The sequence below is a fragment of the Paraburkholderia sp. RCC_158 genome (assembly GCF_041355255.1).
GTDB lineage: Bacteria > Pseudomonadota > Gammaproteobacteria > Burkholderiales > Burkholderiaceae > Paraburkholderia > Paraburkholderia graminis.
In genome coordinates this window covers 1-23,122 of record NZ_JBFUPM010000043.1, presented here as the reverse complement: position 1 = coordinate 23,122, position 23,122 = coordinate 1, and the positions used below count along the sequence as shown (strand labels likewise).

The 23,122-nt window shown below is 61.6% G+C and carries 12 protein-coding genes; 3 read left to right on the top strand and 9 right to left on the bottom strand.

Features of this window, described 5'->3' with window-relative positions; all coding sequences use genetic code 11:
* Positions 1-442: 442 nt before the first annotated feature.
* The gene (locus AB6809_RS35135; RefSeq protein WP_371028433.1) at positions 443-817 is read left to right on the top strand and encodes a transcriptional regulator; all 375 of its coding nucleotides are present in this window, start codon (positions 443-445) and stop codon (positions 815-817) included.
* A gap of 184 nt (positions 818-1,001) precedes the next feature.
* On the opposite strand, the gene AB6809_RS35130 is transcribed toward AB6809_RS35135, so the two are convergent.
* From AB6809_RS35130 to AB6809_RS35110, 5 genes are all read right to left on the bottom strand, one after another.
* Positions 1,002-1,289 carry a hypothetical protein gene (locus tag AB6809_RS35130; RefSeq protein ID WP_371028432.1) on the bottom strand — a complete coding sequence of 96 codons (288 nt, stop codon included), beginning with the start codon at positions 1,287-1,289 and terminating at the stop codon, positions 1,002-1,004.
* A gap of 468 nt (positions 1,290-1,757) precedes the next feature.
* Positions 1,758-13,238, bottom strand: coding sequence for a filamentous hemagglutinin N-terminal domain-containing protein (locus AB6809_RS35125; protein ID WP_371028431.1), 11,481 nt, complete (start codon positions 13,236-13,238; stop codon positions 1,758-1,760).
* A gap of 125 nt (positions 13,239-13,363) precedes the next feature.
* The gene (locus tag AB6809_RS35120; RefSeq protein WP_371028430.1) at positions 13,364-14,278 is read right to left on the bottom strand and encodes a peptidyl-prolyl cis-trans isomerase; all 915 of its coding nucleotides are present in this window, start codon (positions 14,276-14,278) and stop codon (positions 13,364-13,366) included.
* Positions 14,279-14,288: 10 nt separating this feature from the next.
* On the bottom strand, positions 14,289-16,142 hold the full coding sequence (locus AB6809_RS35115; RefSeq protein WP_371028429.1) for a ShlB/FhaC/HecB family hemolysin secretion/activation protein: 1,854 nt from the start codon (positions 16,140-16,142) through the stop codon (positions 14,289-14,291).
* A gap of 44 nt (positions 16,143-16,186) precedes the next feature.
* On the bottom strand, positions 16,187-18,352 hold the full coding sequence (locus AB6809_RS35110) for a filamentous hemagglutinin N-terminal domain-containing protein (RefSeq protein WP_371028428.1): 2,166 nt from the start codon (positions 18,350-18,352) through the stop codon (positions 16,187-16,189).
* Positions 18,353-18,904: 552 nt separating this feature from the next.
* Here AB6809_RS35110 and AB6809_RS35105 point away from each other — a divergent pair.
* On the top strand, positions 18,905-19,384 hold the full coding sequence (locus tag AB6809_RS35105; RefSeq protein WP_371028427.1) for a hypothetical protein: 480 nt from the start codon (positions 18,905-18,907) through the stop codon (positions 19,382-19,384).
* 86 nt (positions 19,385-19,470) lie between these two features.
* Positions 19,471-19,740 (top strand): hypothetical protein, encoded by a 270-nt coding sequence (locus AB6809_RS35100; protein ID WP_371028426.1) that lies wholly within the window; start codon positions 19,471-19,473, stop codon positions 19,738-19,740.
* Between the two features lie 64 nt (positions 19,741-19,804).
* Here the strand turns inward: AB6809_RS35100 and AB6809_RS35095 are convergent, their stop codons facing one another.
* The 4 genes from AB6809_RS35095 to AB6809_RS35080 form a co-directional block, all read right to left on the bottom strand.
* Entirely contained in the window at positions 19,805-20,032 is a 228-nt protein-coding gene (locus tag AB6809_RS35095) for a hypothetical protein (protein WP_371028425.1), read from the bottom strand.
* Between the two features lie 35 nt (positions 20,033-20,067).
* Positions 20,068-20,952, bottom strand: a complete 885-nt coding sequence (locus AB6809_RS35090) for a lipid A biosynthesis lauroyl acyltransferase (protein ID WP_371028424.1) — start codon at positions 20,950-20,952, stop codon at positions 20,068-20,070.
* Positions 20,953-21,681: 729 nt separating this feature from the next.
* Positions 21,682-22,263, bottom strand: a complete 582-nt coding sequence (locus AB6809_RS35085; RefSeq protein ID WP_371028423.1) for a hypothetical protein — start codon at positions 22,261-22,263, stop codon at positions 21,682-21,684.
* Complete coding sequence (locus tag AB6809_RS35080; protein WP_310074264.1) at positions 22,260-22,841, bottom strand: hypothetical protein; 582 nt, start codon at positions 22,839-22,841, stop codon at positions 22,260-22,262. Before AB6809_RS35080 ends, AB6809_RS35085 begins: the two co-directional genes overlap by 4 nt.
* Positions 22,842-23,122 lie beyond the last annotated feature (281 nt).

Sequence of the window (23,122 nt, the reverse complement as noted above, 5' to 3'; positions counted from 1 at the left end):
ACTCATGCATATGATCGCCAAGGGGCAGATGAAAGACCAAGGCAAACTCAAGCCATCGGCCGCCCGGCAATTCTACTTGCTGGCGATGTAAGCAATCCTCATCATATCGCTATCGTTCGCTCAACTCGCCTTACCGCGACAGAACCCTAAAGGCACCCCACCACAGCGCTGGGGTTGGGGGCGATTTTTCTCTTTTTAAATACAGATACTGACCCACGGCCATCGCCGGGACCGCGCGGTTTCCAAAGGGTGCAGCCTTTTGGGCACCGGTACGTTTCGAATCGCGGAGCGATTTGTAAACGTACCCGTCGTGCCTCGCCTTTCCTGCTCGTTTGCCACGACCACGGTTGAATCCCGGCGAACGCGGTTGAATCACGGTTGAATCACGGTTGAATCACGGTTGAATCGCGGCGAACACGGTAGAACCATGGTTGAATGACGGTTGAATCACACCCTCGCCACCCGGAGCAACATCATGAAGACTGTCACCCTCGGGCTCGGCTCCCGCGACGCCTTGAACGCACGCTTTGTCGCCGCGATGAACGGCGAAGCGCAGGGCGAACACATCACATTTGACTCGCCAGAGCTGCTGTTCCAGATTCTCACGCCAGAGCGCTGGAACATCATCAGGACGATGACTGGCGCAGGCCCACTGTCCATCCGTGAGATCGCACAACGACTCGGCCGCGATGACGCAGCCGTCCAGCACGACGTGCTCGCTTTGCTCCACACCGGTGTGCTCGACCGCAACGCCGACGGCGTAATCGAGTTCCCGTATGACGCCGTGCACGTCGATTTCATGATCACCGCCGCGTGAACGGCGCGAACGCCACGTGGTGCATTCTGTAACGCGCTGCACAGCTTTGCCCGTATGGGCTTCGGGCGATTCACCAGCTCCCGGCATCGCCCTGTCACATATTTTTTTGGTACACCGCAAACCCATGACCCGCGCGGGTTTGCCGCCGGTTTGCACGCGTTTTGTTACGTGCGTCATGTCTGTGCTATTTCAAGGGGAGATTTCCATGACGAACCACGACGGGCAATTGAACAATTCCACGGCCGCACCAGCCGACCGGCATCACGACGAACATCGAGTCATTGCCGATGCGTGGCTGCAGCGCGCGCTCGACGGAATTCAGCAGATGCACCTCAGCGAAGATGCCCGCCGCGAAGTCGCGAAGAGGCTTTTCTAGCGGCAACGCATTGAGCACACGGCCAACGACGAAGGAAGCAAACCGGACCGCAACGCCGACACGCTCGCCGACGCCAGAAAGCACGAACCCGGCCACGTGCCGGGTTCGTCTCAAAGCACAGCGGGCAATATGACTCGCTATCTTACGGGGTCCACTCCAACCGCAAACACGCCCTCGTCAGTGTCAAGCTGGCAGCCATCGATCAAGATAACCGCAGAGTCCTCTAACCTTAGCTTCAGATTTCCCTTAAACCTGTACGGGAACTCGCTTCGACAGTGCGGGCATTTGACGTTACTCCATACCGTGTACTTTGACGAGGCACCGGGAAGCCCTTTCAGCAATGCATCGATGGCGGCAAGAATTGAAGAGTCAGGTGTGCCCTGCTGAAGCTGCGCTTCAATATTTGCAAACCATGCCGCACGGACTAGTACATCGTTATTGTCGTTGGCATAGAAGTGCAGGTGCGGTCCCGACATACCAGACAACCATGAATACGACACCTCATGGTGGCAAGATGGACACTGCGTAACACGCCCGGGGAAACGTCGATTCTGAGCCATGTCGTTACTTTACCTTCACGGTGATCTGCCGAATACCCTGCCCACCAGCGCTGGGTATCGGATCAATGACCAGTTCTGCTCCACCACCTGGCAGTCCTTGACCACCGCCTAGGAAATAGTTATTCCCCGACAGAGGTGAGCGCGGCGCTCTAGAACTCACGTTGTTGACGATTGAGAGCACATTGGATGATTCTAGCGAACCCGGATTCAGCCCAAGTGCATTCTCAAGAGCTGTCGCCTGAGCTTGCGAAATCGTGACTTCCGTAGCAGTCGAACTTATCGGCCCAACCACTGATTCTATGCTCGACAGCGGAGTCACAAATGTGCCATTGGCCCCGATGGATCGATACGTATTTGCAGTAGACATCGGCGTGATATTCGCACCCGTATCAAATACGCCGGTCGTACTGTTTGCGGCTCCTGTCGTCGCGATGGTCTCGGCCTCTCCATCGGCCGCTGCCTCTCCTCCTACGCCCCTCGATGCCAGCGCGGCCGTAAAGAATGCCGTAGTGGGCCCCACCTGATCGCCCGGTGTGTACGGCAAACGCGCGCCGTTTAGCGAAACGTATCCCGGGTCGCTCGGTGAGGCTAACGGTCCTCCATTCGGAATATTTGCCACAACCTCGCCGAGGCTGACCAAACCGTTCCAAACGCCTGCCAACGCATTCTTGCCCACTTGCGTGCAAGTCTCGGGATGGCCCAGGCAGTTGTTGATTGCCTCGTTCTGGGCAGCGAGTGCACCGGCCGCCGCATTCTGCCCAGCCAGGCCCGCAAGTGCGCCCCCTGCAAACGTCGCGAAAGCAGCAATAGCGGCCTGCTGTCCCGTCGTTATGTTCGGATCACCACCCGTAATTGCGCTCGCGACGAGCGGCGTCAACGCTGCACTGGCCGCCCCGCCAATCGCCCCGCTTGCACAGCCGGTGCCTTCAGCAGCACTTGCCGCGCATCCCAGCGCTGTGTGCAATACAACGTTTTCGATCGGAGAACCAAATGTCCTGCTACCGATCGCAGCGGAACCAATAGCGGCGAGGTTGCTGGCGAGGCCGTACTCCATGGCACGGCCGAAGCTACCGCCGTATGCAATGGTGCTTACGGAAGCCGATACCGCGCTTTGACCGACGACCTCGACAGCGCCCTGAACGATTTCCCCCATACTGGCCGTACCAGCGCCAATGTCGCTACCGATCTGGTCGAGTGGGACGCTGTTCAGCCCGAGGCCTGCATCAAGTCCAGCGGTGGCGTATGCAATTGCACCAGCCTCAAGGATCTGCCCAAAGTCCAGCCCTTGGCCACTCGCGAGCTGGTTCATCGTCGCGGCAAGCATCGCGCCGATGATCGGCATCCCCATCATCGAGAACGCCACTGCCATTACCATCGACGCTATTTGTCCTAACCCGAATCCGCCTTCGGCAACGAAATCGGTATGCAGGTTGTCATGAACCGATGTCTGCGCGAAGCTCGCACCCAATTGCTGCTGTAACTGGGCAAGCAACTCCTTGGTTCCGGCCTGATCGATCGTGCCGTCCGTGTTGAGCTTTTGCAGCGCGCCGCCGATCTGATTCAGCGTCTGGACGTTTAGGTCCATGTTCGCCGCGCTCATGAAGCCGCCCGGCTGAACCGTGGTACCGGTCTCGTCGACGTAGCCGCCCTTGACCTTGCTCCAGATCTGACCAACGTCGACCTGGTTCGCCTGGTTCGTGAGCGTGCTTGTATTGACCGTCAGCGTGTCGGAAGCTGTGATGCTTCCAGTGTTCAGGATGCTGCCGTTGCCATCCTGGTTGAAGTTGAGCGTGACGTTTGTGCCCTGAATGTTGCCGCCCGCTGACATCGCGCTCGTATCGCTCGGCAGATACACCTGCGGCATCAACGCTGTGATGGTCGGGCAAGTCACATGACCAACCGCCGTGCACGACGGATCGGGCACAGTCTGCTCGACGTACCACAGCATCGGCTTGTCGAGTTCACTGACCTGCGTCTGCGTCAGCGCGTCGCCCAGTTGCAGATTGTTCGCCTTCGCGTAATCCAGTGCGTTCTGGTACAGGTAGGCCTTCTCCTGCTCCGTCACCGACATGCCCGTCTTGCTGTCGTAGCTCAGCCCGTCGATGAAGCTAGCCTTGCCAGTCTGCTGCAGCGCCGCCTGCTGCAGCATCAGATCTTCTTCCTGCGGGTTGTAGTAGAACAGTGTCGAGCTCGGCTGCAGATTTGCCGGCAGTGCCGTGAGCAGATCCTGCGGCCCGAGATCGCTCAGCGCCGAGGCACCCAGTGAGTTGTTGACAAACGACGCCTTGCCAGCAACCGGCGTCGGAAGCGCGCCGCCCACCGCACGCGGCACCGAAAGGTTCAACCCTGGCAGATTCACTGGGCTAAGCGAGATCACCTGCGACGGCGCATTGACGCGCGGCGTGTAAGTATTAGCCGTCGTAATTCCATTGATGAGTTTCTGCCCCGTCAGAGTTACTGACGTGCCGATCACATTCCCGACGTTCTCGATCCGACCACCCGAAGTGATCGAGAGATTTGGCGCCTGAATCGTCGCCGCGATATTGCCGACGGGCTGCGGCGGATCGATTGTGCCGCCGGTGCTCGTATAAGCGCTGCCGTACAGCGCCGTACATTCAGCTGGCGATCCGCACGCCCACACATCGTGACGCTTGTCGCTGCTGAACATGCCCGTTTCCTGGACCCAATGCGAATGCCAGTAAGCGTTCAGCGTCTGCGCTTCGTTGACGATCGGGCCAGCAACCGCAATCGTCGCAGTGTTGCCCGCCGCAATAAGGCTGCCGATGTTCGTCAGGCTGCCCGCATTGATCTGCAGGTTGTTGCCGGCGCTGATGACTGACGAACTTCCCGACTGCTGATCGACGTAGCCTTCGCAGTAGCTTTCTTTGTAGCCGCCTGCCGTCATACAGCCGGAGTACTGTTCCTTCGAGCCGTAGTTTTCATGCACTGGAACAGGCGGCGGCAGATTGTTGGTGATCGCGCCCGATACATTGAGCGTAATGTTGTTTCCGGCAATGATGTTGCCGGAAGTGTTGTTCAGACTTTGAGCGGGCGTGGTCAAGCTAGCTGTCGTGCCGACACCACCAATCACGATGTCATGGCCAGCGAGCAGGTTCCCGAATGTATTGTTAATCTGTCCGGCGGCAATCACAAGGTCATTGCCGGCATAAATCGTCGCGTCGTTCTGGCTGTAGCCGAACGTCGTGGTTGTCGGGTTGGAACCTCTGGTACCACCGCCCGTGCCGCATGCGGAATTCGGCACACCAGACGCACAACCAACCTGGCTGGAAAAGTTTTGCTGGTTGCCGCCCTGATTGGTAAGCGAAGCGGCATTCACGAAGATGTTATTACCCGCGAACAGCAGACCTTCGTTCGTCAGTGCGCCGCCGCTGATCGTCATGTTGACACCAGCTGCGATCATGCCCGTCGGTGAACTCCACGTCTCGCTGATTGGCGCAGATGGGGCACCTGCGTTCTGTATCGTGAACGTGGTAGGCCCAGCGGCGCGCGCATTGTTGACTTCGTCTACCGCAATACCGATAACGCCGAGACCTTGCAATGCCGAGATGAATGCGTTGTATTGGCCCTGGTCGACCTGTTCGATACCACCTGTCTGGACTGTCGGTGCAACGCTGCCATTGGCGAGCGAGCCGACATTGAGACCGATATTTCCGCCCGCCGCGATCTGGCCTCCACGATTTGAGAGACTTCCGGCCGTCAGCTGAATCGAATTACCGGCCGAGATCACCCCGGAGGTACCTGGTGTCTGAGTCGTCACCGACTCGTAAATCGACGGCAGTGCAACGCGGGTTTGCGCTACCTGGGTTACATTGCCGTTTGCGAGCGCCTGCTGCGAGCTGGACCCATCGACGTACCAGACGCCATCGCTCATCTGGTCGAAGGTGATGTAGCCGCTATCAGCCTGAGCCTGGCTGATCATAAGGCTCAGCTCCGCGTTAAACGTGCTGTAGTTGATGTGCTGCCCCATGTCTGGATGGCCCGCCCAGAACTGGGTAGTGGCGGTCCCGATCGCTGCTGTCAGCAAGAGCGCAGAGTCTGATACCTGCGTGGTCGACGTTTGTTGACCCGTCGGACCCGTCTGATCGTTCACGACTGCGCCAGCATTGATGACGATATTGTTACCGGCGAAGATGGAGCCGCCCGTGTTCAGCAGCGTACCGCCCAGGTTGAAGTTCGCGTCGCCGCGCGACTGCGTCGTTGCGCCCTGGTTGTCGTAGTTGCCACCGCTGACATTGAGGACATTACCAGCTTCGACGGTTCCACGATTCGTCGCGTTGCCGTTTAGCGTCAGCACGTTATCAGCATGCATGACCGCGCCCGCCGCATTGCTCAGCGTGCCGTTGAAGGTGACGTCATTGCCCGTCAACTGACTGAAGTTACTGAACGTCCCGTAGGTAGTCAGCGAAAGCGGCGACGTGCCGGTGATGGTGCCGTAGTTGTTGATTCCATTCAGTCCGACAACCGTCGCGCCTTGGCCACCAAAGTTCCACGTGCCGCTGTTACTGATGAATCCGGCCGTCAGTGAAAGCTGTCCGCCGTAGCTGATCGTGCCTTGCGACGGATCAAACGTTGCATTGACGGCGCTGACGCCCATATTGCGTTGTGCGAGCAGTTGTCCGCCGCCGTTATAGAACGAACCGTCACCGCCGTTGATCGTCAGTGAGACGTCGCCGGTCGTCGGTCCACCGGGCGCATTGGGATTGCCCGCAAAAATAATCCCGTTCTGGTTGTTGAGCGTCCCCGTGTTGATGTTGAGGCTATTGACCGCCATCAACGAGCCGCCGCTGTTGTTCAGCCCGCCCGCCACCGTCACATTGGTGGTCGAGCCGTTCACGAGCCCCGCGTTGGTGAAGTTCGTCGCGTTGATCGTCGTCATGGCGGTCGACGCGAGCGACGCGTTCGCCGCGTTCGTCACATTCGGCGCCGACACATACAGCGCCCCACCCGAGAGCACCTGGCTCGCGTTATAGAAGCCGTTGCCCGCCGTCAGCGTCGCTGCGCCGACCGCATCCACCGCGGCTCCCACGAGTGACAACTGGTTCGATGCCGTCGCCGTCAGCGCGCCGCCGACAATCGTCGTGCCCAGCGTCACGTTGGTGCCGCTAAACTGCATGTTTTGCGTCGACACCATCGACGCGCGGCTCGCATCGAGCGTCCCTTGCGCGGTCACGCTGAAATTCTTCGAGCCGCCTTGCGAGCCGCTCAACGTGACGTTGCCGCCGCTCAGCGTGAACTGTCCTGCCACGGTGCTGGTGCCGCTCAGGGTGAGCGTCTGTCCGGCGCTCATCGTCGTATCGCCGTTGGACGACACACCCGCCACGCTCACATTGCCTTGCGTGCCAGTGACGTTCACAGTGCCCATCGACGACACAGCGCCCACCACCGTCGCACTCTTCGCGGCCTGGATCGTTACATTGCCGCCTGACTGCAGATCGCCGCCGACGCTTACGCTGCCGCCCGTCGACTTCGCACTTACATTGCCCACGGCCGTCGTCGCGCCAAGCGACATGTCGCCGACCGAGGTCGCCGAGAACTGGCCCGCGCCCTGGATCGCGCCGAGCGTCATGCCACTGCCCGCGCCTACCGTGATGTCCTTGCCGAACGTCAGCGAGCCGCCGCCGTTCACCGAGCCGCCCGCGTTGATCGTCGCGAGACCGAGGCCGAGGAACGCGCCGCTCAGCGTCGCGGTGCCGCCCGCGGTCAACGTCGTATTACCGTTGACGAGTTCGCCGTTCAACGCAAGCGCGCCGCCGGAAGTCGCGTTGAAGTTGCCCTGACTCGTGACCGCACCGCCGACCGCCAGGTTGCCGCCCGTCGCCGTCAACGTCACATCGCCGTTTGCACCCACGGTTCCGCTCGCGGTGACATTGCGCCCGGCGCTCACGGCGAGCGCGCCGCTACTGCTTGCATTGCCGCCGATCGTTGCATCCCGCGCGGCATTGACCGTCATGGCGCCACCGGACGCCAGTGCGCCGCTCGCCTTCACGTCGCCGGCGCCGTTATGGCCTTGCGCCTGCAATATAAGCGCGCCGCCCGCCTGCGCGGAACCGATAGACAGATCGTTGGCCGCGGTCGCATTCAACGCGCCATTGGTCGCCACAGCGCCAGTCACGCCGATGCTGCCGCCCGCATTCAACGTGGCCTGCTTACCGAACGCGACCGATGCTGCGCTGATCGAGCCGCCTGCCGTCAACGTGCCCGCGTTCTGCGCGCCGACGCCACCCGCCAAGGTCATGTCGCCGCCCGACGTGAGCTGCGCATTGCCACCCACGGTCGTCGCGCCTGCGATGTGCAGCGCCTGGCCCGAGCTTCCGGTCAGGTTGCCCTGCGTGGTGACGTTCGCCGCGCTGGCATTGCCGCTCGTCGCGGCAAGTGTCAGCTCACCGGCCGAATTCACATCGGCAAGCGCGATGTTGCGGGTTGCGTCGATTGTCGTGGTACTGCCTGTGTTGATCGCGCCGACTACGCTGACGTCGCGTGCCGCCTGCACAGCGAGTGCACCGAGTGCAGTCGCCGTACCGCCGAGCGTCACGTCGCCACCGCCAGCATTGCCGTTGGCCGTCAGGCTGACATTGCCAGTCACTGCCTGCACGCTGCCGAGTCCGGCATTGTTGCCGCCCGTCACCGTGACGCTTGCGCCCTGCAACGCGCCAGTCAATGCCAGGTCATGCGAAGCGTTGAGCGTCGCAGCCTGAGCGAACGCAGCCGTGCCCGCTCCGGCAATATCGTTCGATGCGTTCAGCGTGCCGCCAAGCTGCCCGGCAAGTGCGCCGCTCAACGTAATGTTGCGGCCCGCCTGCACAGTGACATCCTTCGCCACGTTGATCTGGCCGCCGAGTTGCGTGTCGAGCGCCGAACTCAGATTCAACGCGCCGGAGGTGGTCGTGCTTCCCATCAGCGCGATGCTGCCGGTCGCCGCCGTCGCGTTCAGATCGCCGGCTGTGGTTTGCAGCGTGCCGCTCGCCGATACATTGCGAAGCGCTGTGAGTGTGAGCGCGTCGCCGGTGGTCAGCGATCCGCTCACCAGCACATCGCGTGCGCCGCTCACCGTCACCACGCCTGGCGCGGTGGCCGTGCCCGTGATCGCCGCATCGCCACCGCCGGCGTTGCCGTTCGCGGTCAGCGTCAGCGTGCTCGCCGAGTTCACGTCGTGAAGCGCGGCGTTGTTGCCGCCCGTCGCCGTGATCACATTGGCCTGAACGCCGCCCGTCAACGCGATATCGCGCTGCGCCGTGTAAGTCGCGGCTTGCGCGAAGGCCTGTGTCCCTGCGCCGCTGATATCGCGGCCCGCCGTCACCAGGCCATTCGCCTCGCCGATCAGCAGGCCGTTCAGCAGCGCGTCGCGGCCTGCGTTCAACGTCGCATCGCCAACCGCACTCGTGCTCGCTCCAAGCGAAAGATCGAGCCCCGTCGCGATGTTGAGCTTGCCGCCGCTGTTGATGCCGCCGGTCGCATTCAGGCTGCCTTGCTGCGCAGTGAGCGCCGCATCGGCAACCGACTCGACGGCGCCACCGATGTTGATGTCGTGCTGCGCATCGATCGCGACTGTCGTGCCGCTTGCGATCTTTCCGGTCGATGCGACGGATACGTCATTGCGCGCCGTCGCCGTCACCGCGCCCGCCGCGGCGACAGAACCGTTCACCGTCGCATTGCCCGGACCGTTAGCCGTGTTGGTGCCATTGGCATTCAACGCAACAGTGCTCGCCGACTCGACGTTCTTCACGCCGATATTGCCCGCAGCGTTGACCTGCACGGACCGGCCCTGGATCAGCCCGCCTTGCAAAACATCGCGACCAGCACTGAGCGTAGCCGCCTGCGCGAAGGTCATCGTGCCCGCGCCGCCGATGTCACGGCCCGCTGTCACGCTGCCCTGCCCTTGCCCGGCCAGCATGCCCGTCACGTTGACGTCGCGCGTTGCGCTGAGCGTGGTGTCGAGCGCGGCGGTCGTCGTGCCGCCGAGATTGATATCCGAGCCTGACTGCGCGTTGAAGGCACCATTGCTGGCGATGGTGCCCGTCGAACTGACGTTGCCGTTCTGCGCAGTCAGCGTGGTGTCGTTAGCCGACTGAATCGAACCGCTGATGCCGATGTTCTGGCCGGCGCCAAGCGCAACCGCCGCGCCACCCGTCACAGCGCCGGTAATGTTCAGATCCTGAGTCGCCGCAAGCGAAAGGCTCGACGCCGCCTGCACGTCATGCAGCGATGCAGATCCGCCCGCAGTGGTTTGAACGGAGCCTCCGCGCAGCGAGCCGGTAAGGTTCGTATCGCCGCCGGAAGCGACGTTCGCCGCGAGACCGAACGCGCTGGCCGCAGCACCTGCTATCGCACCGCCCGCGGTCAGCGTGCCGTTGCCCTGCGCGACGACAGAACCATTCATCGTCAGATTCTGGCCGGCGTTGACCGTGAGGTCCCCAAGTGCGGACGTGCCCTGCGTGCCGAGATCGACCAACTTAGCCGCGTCGATCAGCAGGTTGTCGCCCGACTGGATATTGCCCGTACTGACCAGCGAACCGTTCGCATTTGTCAGCGTGACGTTCCCGTTCGACGCAACGCTGCCCGCAATCGACGTATTGCCGCCGCTCGTCACGCTCAACGCATTGGCGCTCTGCAACGCGCCGTTAATCGACGTGTCGCCACCCGAACTCAACGACGCCGTGGAGAGCGAAGCGACGAGCCCGTTCACCGCAACCGTGCCGCCCGTCGCCGTCACCTGCAGCGCGTTGTTGGCCTGCACATTGTTCAGCGTCACCGAACGGCCCGCCGTCAGCGAAACCGCGGCGCTTTGCAGTGCGCCCGTCACCGAAAGATCGTTCGCCGCCGTGACGCTCGTGTCCTTCGCGAAGCCGCTGCTGCCGCCCGCAATCACGTCGTGGCCGGCATTGAGCGTCGCCGCGCCCTGGCCCGCGAATGTGCCGCCGATCACAACGTCGTGGCCGGCCGTGAGCGTCGTATCGCCGGTCACGCTCGTCGCGCCGGTCAACGCGACGTCCTGCGCGCCGCTGGCCGACAGGTTCGCCGCGCCGTTCAGCGTACCGCTCGAATTCACGCTGCCGTTCACCGCAGCGACCGACAGATCGCCGACCGCCTGCACTGTGCCGCTGGTTGCCACCGTCACGTTGCGCTGCGCCGTGAGCGCAACCTGCGATCCGCCTGCGAGCGTGCCGTTCACGACGACATCGCGCGCGGCCAGCACGTTAGTCGCGCCAACCACCGCCGCATTGCCATTGAAGCTCACGTCACCGCCGCCGGCCGCGTTGGTGCCGGAACCGTTGGCCGCGATGCTGAACGCACCGCCTGCCTGCACATCGGCGACGCTCGCGTTATTGCCCGCCGTCACGTTCAGACCGTTAGCCAGCAGCTTGCCGGTGAAGGCGACGTCCTGACCCGTCGTCAGCGTGCCGTTCTGCCCGAACGCAACCGACCCGCTGCCCGTCAGATTGTTCTGCGCGTTGACCACGCCGTTCTGCTGCACGATGACGACGCCGGGCACATCGACATTGCGGCCTGCGTTCATCTGCGCATTGGTGCCGACGAGGAGCGACCCTGCCACGGACACGTCGCGCTCAACGTTCGCCGCGAGCGTCGTGCCGCTCGCGAGCGATCCGCTTACCGCGAGATCCTGGCCCGCTGCGGCAGTGACTGCATTCTGCGCAGTGGCCTGCCCGGTCACGTTCGTATTCTTGCCGGAGGCCAGCGCAAGATTGTTGCCGCTCTTTACCGTGCCGCCCGCGTTCACGCTGCCTTGCGTGGCGTTCAGCGCAAGATCGCCCGATGTCTGCAACGCCGCGTTCACATTGACGTCGCGTTGCGCAGTCGCTTGCAAAGTGCTGCCGTTGGTTTGCCCGTTGACGTTGATGTCGCGCGCGGCCTGCAGGCTAGTCGCGCCGCTCACGACCGACGTGCCGTTCAGGTTGACGTCGCCCGCTCCGTCGTTACCTTGCGCCGCGACCGAAAGTCCGCCACCTGTTTGCACGTCGCCGAGCGTGACGTTCGCGCCGCCCCTGACCGTCGTGTCGCCGTTCGACTGTGCGTTCGCGACATTCACGTTGCCGCCCGCGGTCACCGCAAGCTTGCCGCCGCTCTGGATCGTGCCGCTCGACGTCACGTCGCCGTTTGCATTGATCGTGTAACCGGCGACGCCCACGTGAGCGCCGGTCATCGACAGATTGCCGCTTGCCTGCAACGTCGCCTGCTGCTGAGCGGCCGAGCCGTTCACTGTCAGGTCGCCGTTCGACGACAGCAGCAGGTCGCCGGTATTCGCCGCCATTTGCGCATCGGTGCGCACGCCCATGCCGGCCGCTGTGCCGATCACCTGGATCTGGCCCGCGGTCATCGCGCCAAAGGCGGTGGCGTCGATTGCGAGACCGTTGTTGGCGCGGCCATTAGCGCCGTTGATCGCGCTCGCCGTGTTGTCCGCGCCGTTTGACGACGTGGCATACGTGGTGCCGCTGCCCGTCACGGCCGTGGGCAGCACGAACTGGCGGCCGGCGATCGCGTTGATACGCTGGCCCGCATACAGTGGCGCATTGATGCCGATGGTTTCGCCGATCAGATCGATCGTGCCGACCGTGCCTTCGATGCCCGCGCCGGGGCCGTTCACGCCCGCGTTGCCTTCGATCTGGATATGACCGCCGGTGACGCTATAGCCGATTGCCTGTGCGTTGTTGAAGTCGGTGACGGTGCCTTTGAGATCGCTCAGGAATTGCGGCGTGCCGGTCGATAACGTGACGCCGATCGTATTCGTGAAGCCCGTACCGTTCGTCGTGATGCCGTTCGGATTCGCGATGATGACCGTGGCCGGCGCGCCGAACACTTCGAGCGGACCGTTGAGCAGGCTCGCGAATGCCGCGCCCGTCGACGTGACCTGGTTGACGATCACACTTGCCGTGCGGCCGGAGAGATTCGGATTGGCCCGCACGTCGCCGCCCGTGAGCGACGTACCGGACATCAGGCTGTTGTTCAGGATCAGCCCGACCGGATCGATGTTGAAGCTCTGATACTGGTTCAGCGAAATGCCGGCCGCGTTGGGCGCGGTGATGTTGACCACGGGCACACCGCCGTTCGCGCCCGTCGTCTGCGTGATCTTCGGTTGAAACGAAATAGGTGCAGTCGGGTCGACGATAGGCGCGGCCTGCGCCTCTCGCATCATGAAGTGAACGCGCAAGCCGGCGAGGTCCTGGATCTGCTGCCACGCTTCGTCATCGAGACGCTGACTGCCCGCAGCAAGCACGCCCGCCGCGTCGCGGCTTTGCTCGAATGTGATCGACAGAGGTCCCGCGAAAAGCGTCAACGCGACGAGCGCCGAGACGGCGCGCTGCCAGAGGTGATACATGCGATACACGCGCGCAGGCGTCGGCATAGACCAGCGTTCGCGCGCGGTTTGCATGCCGCGTTCATGCCGCTCGTCATGGATCTGACGGTTCTGTTCGAGTTGTCGTAAAGCGTGGCGCGTTGACGCGTTCATGATGCTCTCGTCTTTTTCTGGTTTTGGCACTTCAGGCACTTCTTCTCCGGCCCGGGCGTTCAAGCCCGGAACGGCGTGGCAGCGGTCGAACCCCCGTCCGCTGCCACCTTTGGAAAGCAAGGCTTTTACTGCTGCTGAATCCGCGCGTTCTTCATCAGATCGACTACCACCTGCGCGGTCGCTTTTTGCAGCGCGACCTGTTCGAGCTGCTTACGCAGCGCGTCCTTGATCTGGTCGTATTGCGGAATCTGCGTCGCGCGCTTTTCGTCGACGCGAAGAATCCAGAATGCGTCGCCAACCTGCACCGGCGTGCTCGACACGCCGCCCTGCGGCAGCTTCACGAGTGCTTCGGCGAGCGGCTGCGGCCAGTTCTGCGTGTTGCCCGGCTGAATCGGCGTCTTGAACGAAATCCAGTTGAGCGCGCCGCCTTGCGCGGCGCCTGGCCCCTGGCTGTACTGCTTCGCGAGTTGCGCGAAATCAGTGCCCTTCTTCAATTGCGTGAGCACCGTTTGCGCGGTGTCCGCATCTTTCGCGGCGATTGCGCTCGGCTTGTATTCGAACTCGCCGAGCGTCGCGACGATCGCGTCGTACTTCGCTTTGACGTCTGCGTCGGTCACCGGCGCAGGCTTCACCTGGTCGCGCAGATACGCGGCGGTCATCGCGACGGTCTTCGCCTGCTCCACTGCGGCCACGACTTGCGGACGCGATTCGTAGTGCTGTTTCTCCGCAGCCTGGCGGAACAGTTCGCGTGCGATCAGCTGGTTTTTTATCGACGTGCGCAGCACCGGCGTGTCCGGTGCATTCGACGCGCGCACAGCGTCGTCGAGTTGAGCCTGTGTAATCACAACATTGTTCACGCGCGCGACGGCATTCGCGGGTAGCGGACCCGTTGCCGCTTCCACGCTCTTTTCCGCCGACGGCTTCGGCGAAGGCTTGTTGGCCGCATGCGCGAGCGACATGCCGCCCGCCACACCCGCTGTGGCAAGCATGACGAGCAGCGCGGCGTGGCGAAGCGTGACAGCGATCGGGCGATGTTTCATTTGAACCTCTTCAGAGTGACCAGTTGAGCGTGGCGAGCAGCACGGTAGCCTTCTTGCCGAGTGCGGTCGGTTGGAGCAAGGCCTGCCCGAGCAGCACCTCGCTGGTGACGGTTTGGGTTTTGTAGCGCCATTGCGCGCGTGCGCCGACGCCTGTGCCGATCAGCGTCGGCCAGCCGCCCTGCGCGACGAGATGCGATTTGCCGCCGTCGAGAAACACATACGGTTCGACACGCGCATCGTGCCAGGCGGGCACGTTCTGCCAGGCCGCCTCGTTGCGCAGATAAAAGCCGCTGTCGCCGGCAATGCCGCCTTCGGTGAAGCCACGCACGGAGTCCATGCCGCCGAGGAAGATCTGCTCGTTGCCGAACAGCGCGACGCGGCTGTACTGGCCGCGCAAGGTGCCCCGATACGTCCATTGCGTGCCCGCGAGCGTGCCGAGCGCGACCTGCAGCGTGGCGGTCGCGTCGAGCCGCGTGAACTGACTGTGCGCCTCGACCTCGTCGATGCCGGGACTGTCGTGGCTCGCGGAAAGCCACGGCAAGCCTCGCGACACGCCGACGTCCCATGTCGCGGCCGCGCCCTGATCGTTCGCAGCGAAACGGCGCAAACCATTGAGGCCGACACGCAATACGGTAAGGTCCTGCGGCGTCAGCTCGATGCCGTTCAGCGTGCGCTCGGTGCGCATCTTCGTGAGCGTGACGTCGACGCTGGTGCGTCCGGCGCGCGAGCGGCTCAGCACGTCGTTCCAGCCGAGAATCTGGCTGAAGGTGCGGCCCTGCAGCAAAGCGATATCGCCGATGGCCTGCTGATATTCCGACAGCGACGTCGTATAGCTGAACGTCTGATAGCCGTATGGCGCGGCAGCGGAAAACACAACCGCGTTGCTGTCCTGCGTGCCGACGAAGTTAAACGACAGCAACTCCTGCAAGCCAATCAGGTTGTTCGCCTGCACACCGGCGCGATAGCGCAGCGTGCCGGTTTGCGAGCTGCCATAGTTGTCGATGCCGAGGTCGTAGAAGACGCGGTCGCCATAGTGATTCGTGATCGCCACCACCGAATCGCCCGGCGTCTCGCCAGGCATGATCTGGATCTCAGCCTGGTTGCGGCGCAACCGGTTGATCTGGTCCACGCCCTGCTCGAGATCGGGCAGGCGCAGCACGTCGCCTACGCTGTCGCCGAACGCCCACGCAGTGCCTGCGTCGGTGATGAGGCCGCCGCCGTGGGTCGTGTACCAGGGCTCTTCAGGATCGCGCGGACGCAGCGGGTGGCCATTGAGCGTGAACGCCGAAACCTTGCCGTCGACGATGTTGATCTTCAGCGTGCCCGACGCGAGGTTCTGCGCGCCGAGATAGGCGCGCGTCGTGATGTAGCCGCGCGCGATGAACGCTTCGGTGACACGGCGCAGCAGCAGATTGATGCGGTTGCGGCCAAGCTCTTTGCCGATGAACGGCGCGGCTATCGCATCGAGTTCGCGCTGCCCGAGCACCGTGTCGCCGATGAATTCGATGTGATCGACTTTGAACAACGGCGCCACGTCCGGCAGCGTGTCGACATCCGCACCTTCGGGAAGATTGACTACGGTCGGCTGCGGCACCTCGATCTGCGCGGGCGCCTGCTGGATTTCGTCGCGACGCTGACGGTCGCGCTGCTCCTGAAGCAGCCGTTGCGCCGGGTCCTGTTCCGCGCGCATCGGCACGCCGAATGAAGCGCCGGGAGCGCCTCCGAGTGCCGGGATGTTCGGCAAGCCCGGCGGCAGCGTCTGCGCGAAAGCTCTGGCTGATGCGGTGCTGGCAAGTACCGCGAGCGTACAGTGCGCGAGGCAGTGTATGCGGTGCCTGGACGCGTGCTTTCCAGCGCGCTTCATGGCCCGCTTCATAGCCTGCTTCGCGACCCGCCTCATGGCCCGCTTCATAGCCCGAACCATGACACGAGCCCGAGGTGATTGTGATTGCCGATCGTGACCGGCGCGCGGTACGGTGCGCGAATCGTGTTCACACCGCCTGCGGCCTTGATACCGCCAGGCGCATTGAACGCGCCGCCTTCAATATCGGCTTCGCCCGTCAGCTCCACCTGGCCTGTACCGCCGGTGAAAACGCCGCCGGTATCCGCCGCGAAAATCGCCGACCACGAATTGCCGAACCATGCCTTCAGGTCGTGCGTGCGGTTGATCGCGCTATAACCGAGCACGGCCTGAGCGAGCGTCTTCGGCGCGACGAGTTTCAGCGCGTTGAGCGCGAGCACCGTGCCGCCGGTGTTGGTAATCTGCGCGCCGGCTTTCAGCGTGATGTCCTGCGACGCTTCGATCACGCCGCCGAACGCCTGCACGTTGCTCGATGAAGACGAACTGCAGAAAAAAAAGCACGTCTGCCGATACGAAGCCTGGCCCGTGAACACGCCTTGCGTCAGCAACTGATTGCGCGCAGTGATGGCAATCGAGCCGCCGTTGGCGAGAATCGACCCGCCCACGTTCGCCACGTTTGCGCCGGAGATAGAGAGCTTGCCGTCGTCGGCCGTGATGTAGGAGAGCTTCGACGGATCGGCGATGGCGCCGTAATCCACGTTGAAACCGCTTTCGCGATGCTCGACGAAGACGAGTCGCCAACTGCGATCCGAATAGCCGACCGGCGCCCCGCCGTTCGTACCGGCCGAATGACCGACGATGTTGTTCACATCGCCGCCGGCAGTGATCGTCAGCGCCTTGTTCGACAGGATGCGCGCGTTCTGGTTGGTCACCGAACCGCCGGCAGTAATCGATACGTCGCCCGCGACGCCGAAAAGAACCGCGAGCGCGCTATCCGCGGTGGAGTGGTTCAGCACGTTGCCTGTCGCGTTCAACGTCACTGCGCCGAGCGATGTGGTGTCGAGTGCGTTGCTTTGCTGGCCCTGGACGAGCGAGCCGAAGTTGGTGATGTCGCCGATGCTCGTCAGCACTACGCCGCTGTTGGCCGAGGCCACCACCGACTGCGCCGTGGCGTCCTGCGTCAACGCGATGCCCGCACCGCTGATATTGATGCCCGTTGCGGCGAGCAGACTGCTGCCCGTCACCGTAACCGCGCCGCTTGCGGCGAGGGTAGCCGAGCCGTTGTTCGTGGTGAGCTTCGTGTCGGTCAATGCGATGCTGTCCTGCACCTGCAAGTCGAGATTGTTCTGCGCAGTAAGCGTGGTGTTGGAGAACTGCACCGAACCGTTGGAAGACAGCGTGAAGTCGCCAAGCGTTGCGTTCATCGGCCCCGCGCTGCGCACACCGGGGCCCTTGTCGGTGACGATCAGCTGCACGCGGCCGCTCGTGAGGCTGCCTGCTGCGGTGATGTCGATGGCGAATGAGTTTGCGGTGGCGAGCGTTGTCGAGGGGCTCAGTGTCAGCCAGTCGTTGCCGTTGTCCGTCGGCGAGACTGCTGTGTTCAGCGTGACGTTGCTGTTGCCCGCGACCGCGCGTATCGCGGCGGTTTGCGACGTGAATGTGTTAGTCAGAGGGCCGTTGATCAGCAGGTTCTTCGCGATCAGATCGAGACCGATCAGTGCGCCCGTCAATCCTTGTGGGCCGACGACGATGGTGCCTGTGCTCGTGTCGAGCGCGATGTCACGTTCGGGAAGTCCGGCTACCGGCACTGTGTCCTTGAAGCTGACATGCCCGGTTGTCAACGCCACGCGGCCGGTATTGACGAACGATCCGCCATTCACCGTAATGCCGTTCGGATTGGCCAATATCACATTGGCGCGAGAGCCAAGTACGTCGATACGGCCACTGATAATGCTGGGATTAGTGCTGGTGACCTGATTGACAATCGTTCGGGCATTAATACCGACGTTGTTCAGCGAAGCGCCTGCCGCATCGACATTGAAACTTGTATAGGTGTTACTGGAAACACCGGCGAATGCTGGGGCGATATTAACGGTTTGGTGGCCATTTGTGGCAGTAGAAACCGTCGTCGCGGTCGCGCCGTCAATGACAATACCTGCCGCACTGGCCGGCATTGGCGCAGCAGCAATCAGCAAGGTAAGAAAACAGGCGGCGCGAGCAATCGCGCGCCGGCTCCCACATTGCGGGAGTCGTTGATAATACCGGCCTTCCATGACACCCCGTCGGACTGACTCTCTCGTTTGTTTTTTGTCTGAGCGCGGGTTCCGTTGACCCATGCGCTCGCACTACGAATGTCGGCCCGAGCGGAGAAAACTTTAGTAAGTTTCTGGATATTTTTTCTTGCTTTTTCATTACAAATATCGTCATAGAAGCGGAGAAGTGATCAGCTCCTTATCAATTATCTGTCTCGCATAATTCCCAATCTTTCGCTCCGGCTTTGGACATATACAGAAACTCGATATGCCGTTTTTTCACGGCCTTCCGGTTTCGTCCACTGCAACAACGAGTTGCGAAACCGGTAGGCGAACGCGTCCTACGTTTCCTTCAGGGCTAACTACGGGGAGTCTGATACGCCGAACGGCAGAGCGCGCGCTGAAAAACGAATAGTGCAGTACCAGGACGCTAAAGACCTGTCGTCCATAGCCGATATTCAGTCACCGCGCGACCGTACAACGTGGGTAAGTCCTGGCAAATACGCCGACTCCACTGCAAGCCTTTGACCCGGACTTTCCGCCGGCCCCACATCCCCAAACTGGAAACTATCAATGCGTCTCGTCCTGATTTCAGCCATCTGCGTCGTCCTTCTCTCAGCGTGTGCGGGAGCTCCGGCCACGAATCCACTACCTGCCGACCGCGGACACGAAGTGGGCACGGTGCTCACTGCCGGTGTAAGCGATCTGCAGATCGATGCAGGAACGTTCGACATTTCTGCCGAAGCGAAGCAGGAAGTCGTCGGGGCTTTCCGTGCCGAGTTGACGAAGATCGGCGTGCCCGTCGCTGCGTCCGGTGCGCCGGTCGTTCTTCACGTCACGGAATTCAAGACGCGGCCCGCCGCGGCACGAATCATGTTTGGTGCGCTGTCCGGCAGCGACCACATCAAGGGAACGGTGACGGTCGCTGGAGCCACGTTTGAGGTGGCCGACACAGGCGTCACCATGATGGGCGGCCTGGGTGTCGTCGCGAGAAACGTGGGCAAGCAAACGGCAGATGGCGTAGGACAACTCGCCGGTGTCGCCACCCGATAGCAGGCGGAACATTCGCGCGCGGTCAGCACATCTGCTGACCTCGTATCACCGTTGAAGACACGATGAGAAGGAAGCCATCACCGGACATGAGCGATGCGCAAACCGAACGTTCGGGCGATGCGACGATGCTTCAACGCGCGCTCGGTCCGGCGAACGTCCCGACAGCCCTCATGAGGCCGCAGTCGACCCGTAGGAGACGGTCACTGTTCTACGAAGCGGTCATTCATGGCGCGTCATTTCGCGGTGGCGCGATCACTGCTTTCTACCGCTCCCTGCATCAGGGCGCTCGACTTGCAGGTACGCCCGCGTTAGCAGCTTATCGTTCGGATGCCGACGACACTGCTTGCGAAATGTAGCGCTGTCGAGCGCTTTAGAAAAATGGTCGCGCCGCCGGGCAAACTTTCTACCGCCGAACCGGTACTAATAGTCGTTCTCGTTGAGCCACCGAATGGCCCAGGATTCGCCCCGCGACGCCGCCTCGCCTTGTGTAGCGGAATGTCCGAGGTCGGAGAACATGAAGTTTTCGCCTTGGGTCTCGCCTTCGCCCGCTTCGCGCTGCACCCACGCACGAGCCGAAAAGCCGTCGGGCAGCGTATCCGGCGTCATATCGATGATCCAGTCCCGATGGACCGATGTCAATTTGATCATGCGCGCTCCAGATTGACTGAGTGATTGCCCCATCGTTAATAAAACGACGCTTCGCCAGGCGGCCGGGTCTTGAAGCGTTTATGGACCCAGTAATATTGTTCAGGCATCCGGCGGATCTGCTCTTCCAGATAAGCGTTCATCCTGCGCGCATCGGCCGCGTCGTCGCCAGTTGGATAGTCCTGCCACGGCTTGAATACTTTCAACCGATAACCCTTGTAGTTCGGCAGCACCTCGCCAATAAACGGCAGCACTTGCGCGTGGCCGGTTTTAGCAAGCCGTCCGACCGCAGTCAGCGTGCAGGTCTGAATGCCGAAGAAAGGGACGAAAGTCGAATTGCGAAGTCCGTAATCCATATCCGCGCCGAGCATGACGGGTTTTTTATCGCGAAGCCATCGCAACACGATGCGCGCGCTGTCGGCGCGGCTGGCCATCTCGGAACCGAAACGGCCGCGCTGGGTCCGGGCAACGGCATCGATCGTCTTGTTGGACATCGGCTGATACAACGCGCCGCAGGGCCTGCCTAGCGCGTAATTGATGAACACCGAGCCCGCCTCTATGCCAACGAAATGTGCACCAAGCAGCAGCGTGGGCGGCATGTCCGGGTCGGACAGATCGACCTCGCTGTCCACGACCACCAGTTTCTTCAGCTTTTCCGCCGAACCGAACCATTGGACGCTGCGCTCCACGTAGCTGCGAATCGCATGGCGGAAATGCCGCTGAGCCACCTTTTCGAGGCGTTCGGCGCTCCAGTCGGGAAAGCAGAGCCCCAGATTGATATGGACGATGCGCTTGCGCCGGCTGGGCAACTGGTAGAGCAGCCAGCCCAAGCCATCGCCGAAACGGGCCGTTACGCCGTAGGGAAGGATCGCGAGGAATTTCAGCAAGACCAGGACGGCCGCGACGCCGATGCGGCCTAGCAACAGACGCCCCGCAAGAGGTGGTCTTCAACAAGAACGGGGGCTGGAGAAAGTAAGGACAAGCGGTCCGCACCTTTATTGAGTAGAACGGGATGGTAAAAAATTTCGGACGGGTTTGTCGCTTACCGCAAAACATGGATAGAAAGACCGGCACGCTGTCCGTTAAAAGCAATAGGAGAGTGGAGGATGCAACACCTTCTTGCTCTCTCTGAGCGCGCTTGATCATCAATCTCGACTGACGATCTTCCACGCGCCCATGGTATCCCGGCCAGTCAAGTCGAGTCTACATCTTGAATGGCCGTCGTCGACCTCTGCCTGACGGCGGTCGGCGGCACGCGACCCACCACGGCCGTTCAGTCACAATTCCCGGCCGTCCGATTCTGGATGGCGGATTCAACCGTATTGGAGAGGTTTCGTGGCGCGAATTGAGTGGAACATAGGATCACTGTCTGAAGTTCAAACAGCGATTGCCGACAATCCTCGAGGTGCGTTCCAACGACCGCCTATGGCCGCGTAGAGGCACTGCCACCTGTGATCTGCTCGCCGAGGACCGGCCATTGAGCGTGGGCGGACGGGACCTTGGATATCCGAATTGGATGGCGACCTCGACCGACCGCTTGTGGCCGCATAGAGCCAGGCGGCGGCCGGCTTCGGACGACGCGAAGCCGACGCTCGCCGTGTCACGTCATATGGCCGAACCTCTCTTCGAAACGGCCGCTCGTCTGGCGACGCTCACGAACATCGCCGAATGATTTCAAGATCATCAACTGCCTTGGCGTTGTAGCGTCCGTCGTGGTTATCAATGTAATAGACATTGACCCTAAGTGGCGTCCCCGGCCGCACCGTTACTTCATAGTTTTCGCCGGATTTCGGAGTAAAGCGGAACGCATTATCGAATTGATCTCGCCCCGGAAGGACCACGCGCAGGGTCAGTAAATGATCCGCTTGCATCTTGAGTTCAAAGTAACTCCGGTCGATGTAGGCGCCGTCGATTGGCATACCTAGTCGCGGCTGCTGTCGATGGCCAGGAATAAGAACAATTGTGTGCTGGTTCTTGGGAGGAACGTCCGCCACGCCGATGGGCTCGCCACCAAGCGCACCGCCCAGTGGATCGCTAGGCAGATAGCAACCGGGCAATGCAGGCGGTTGATAAAGGAAGAACCCTCCTTCGCCAATCTCACGGAAGCGAATATTTGCCGTGGGTACACCAGGGGGAGGCATGTAGTTTGTTGTGACGCAACCAGCGGCGAGGCCGCAGAATGCCAACATCGATATACGAGCCAACAGGCTCATCGCTCGTCTCTTTCCTTTCATTGCGGCAACAACTCCTGTTTGACCTCGATCTTGCCGCTGTAAGCATTGGGGATCGCCCACAACTTTCCGTTTGAACTCGATAGAACCAACCGATCAGATTCCGACGAAGCCGAATACGCAATAAAGAATCGAGCTGTTTGCGGAATGGGGAAATAACCTTCTTTGTAACCGCCCTTAAAGAAGCTTGATCCGTTTCTGCTTTTGAACGATTCGACGTTGCTGATTACTCGCTTGCTTCCGTCAAGGAACATTACGTATGGTTTGAGGATTGTTGCGTGCGGCAACCACCCGCTTGAAGCCCATGTTCGTATGCGCAAGACCGATACGGACGGGTGTTGCTCAATTGAAAAAGCTGCATACACGCCGAGCCCGTCCGGAAATCGGGCTACCGTTGATGTATCCGCATCGAAGCTAATGGTCTTCGCTTCGTCTAGCAAAAGGGGTTGATAAGACATCTCAGCATAGCTACCAACGCCAACGCGCGATTCGGGCAACGGCGTTGCAACCAGCTGACGGGTCGCGCACCCGTTCAGCGCTATGGAAATTACACTGATTGAGATCCAGAACCACCGTTTCAAGCGCACCTCCGCCGTTCACTAACAGTAATCCTGTTAACTACGGCAGCGACGGGCATTTCTTAAGGGAGCGCGCATTTTGTGGACAGTTGTTATCCGTAAAAAAGCATCGATCACCAGCCGGAGCGACTGCCGGTGCTATCTGTGTGTATGTCCGGTCCTCGGCCGAACCCGGTCCGATGCTGAATGGATTACTGATCCGCCATATGAGATTGACCCGGTTCAACGGACAGATTTGCAGTTGGATTTAGTGTGATGTTGAACCTCCCGGGAGTGTTGAGTCG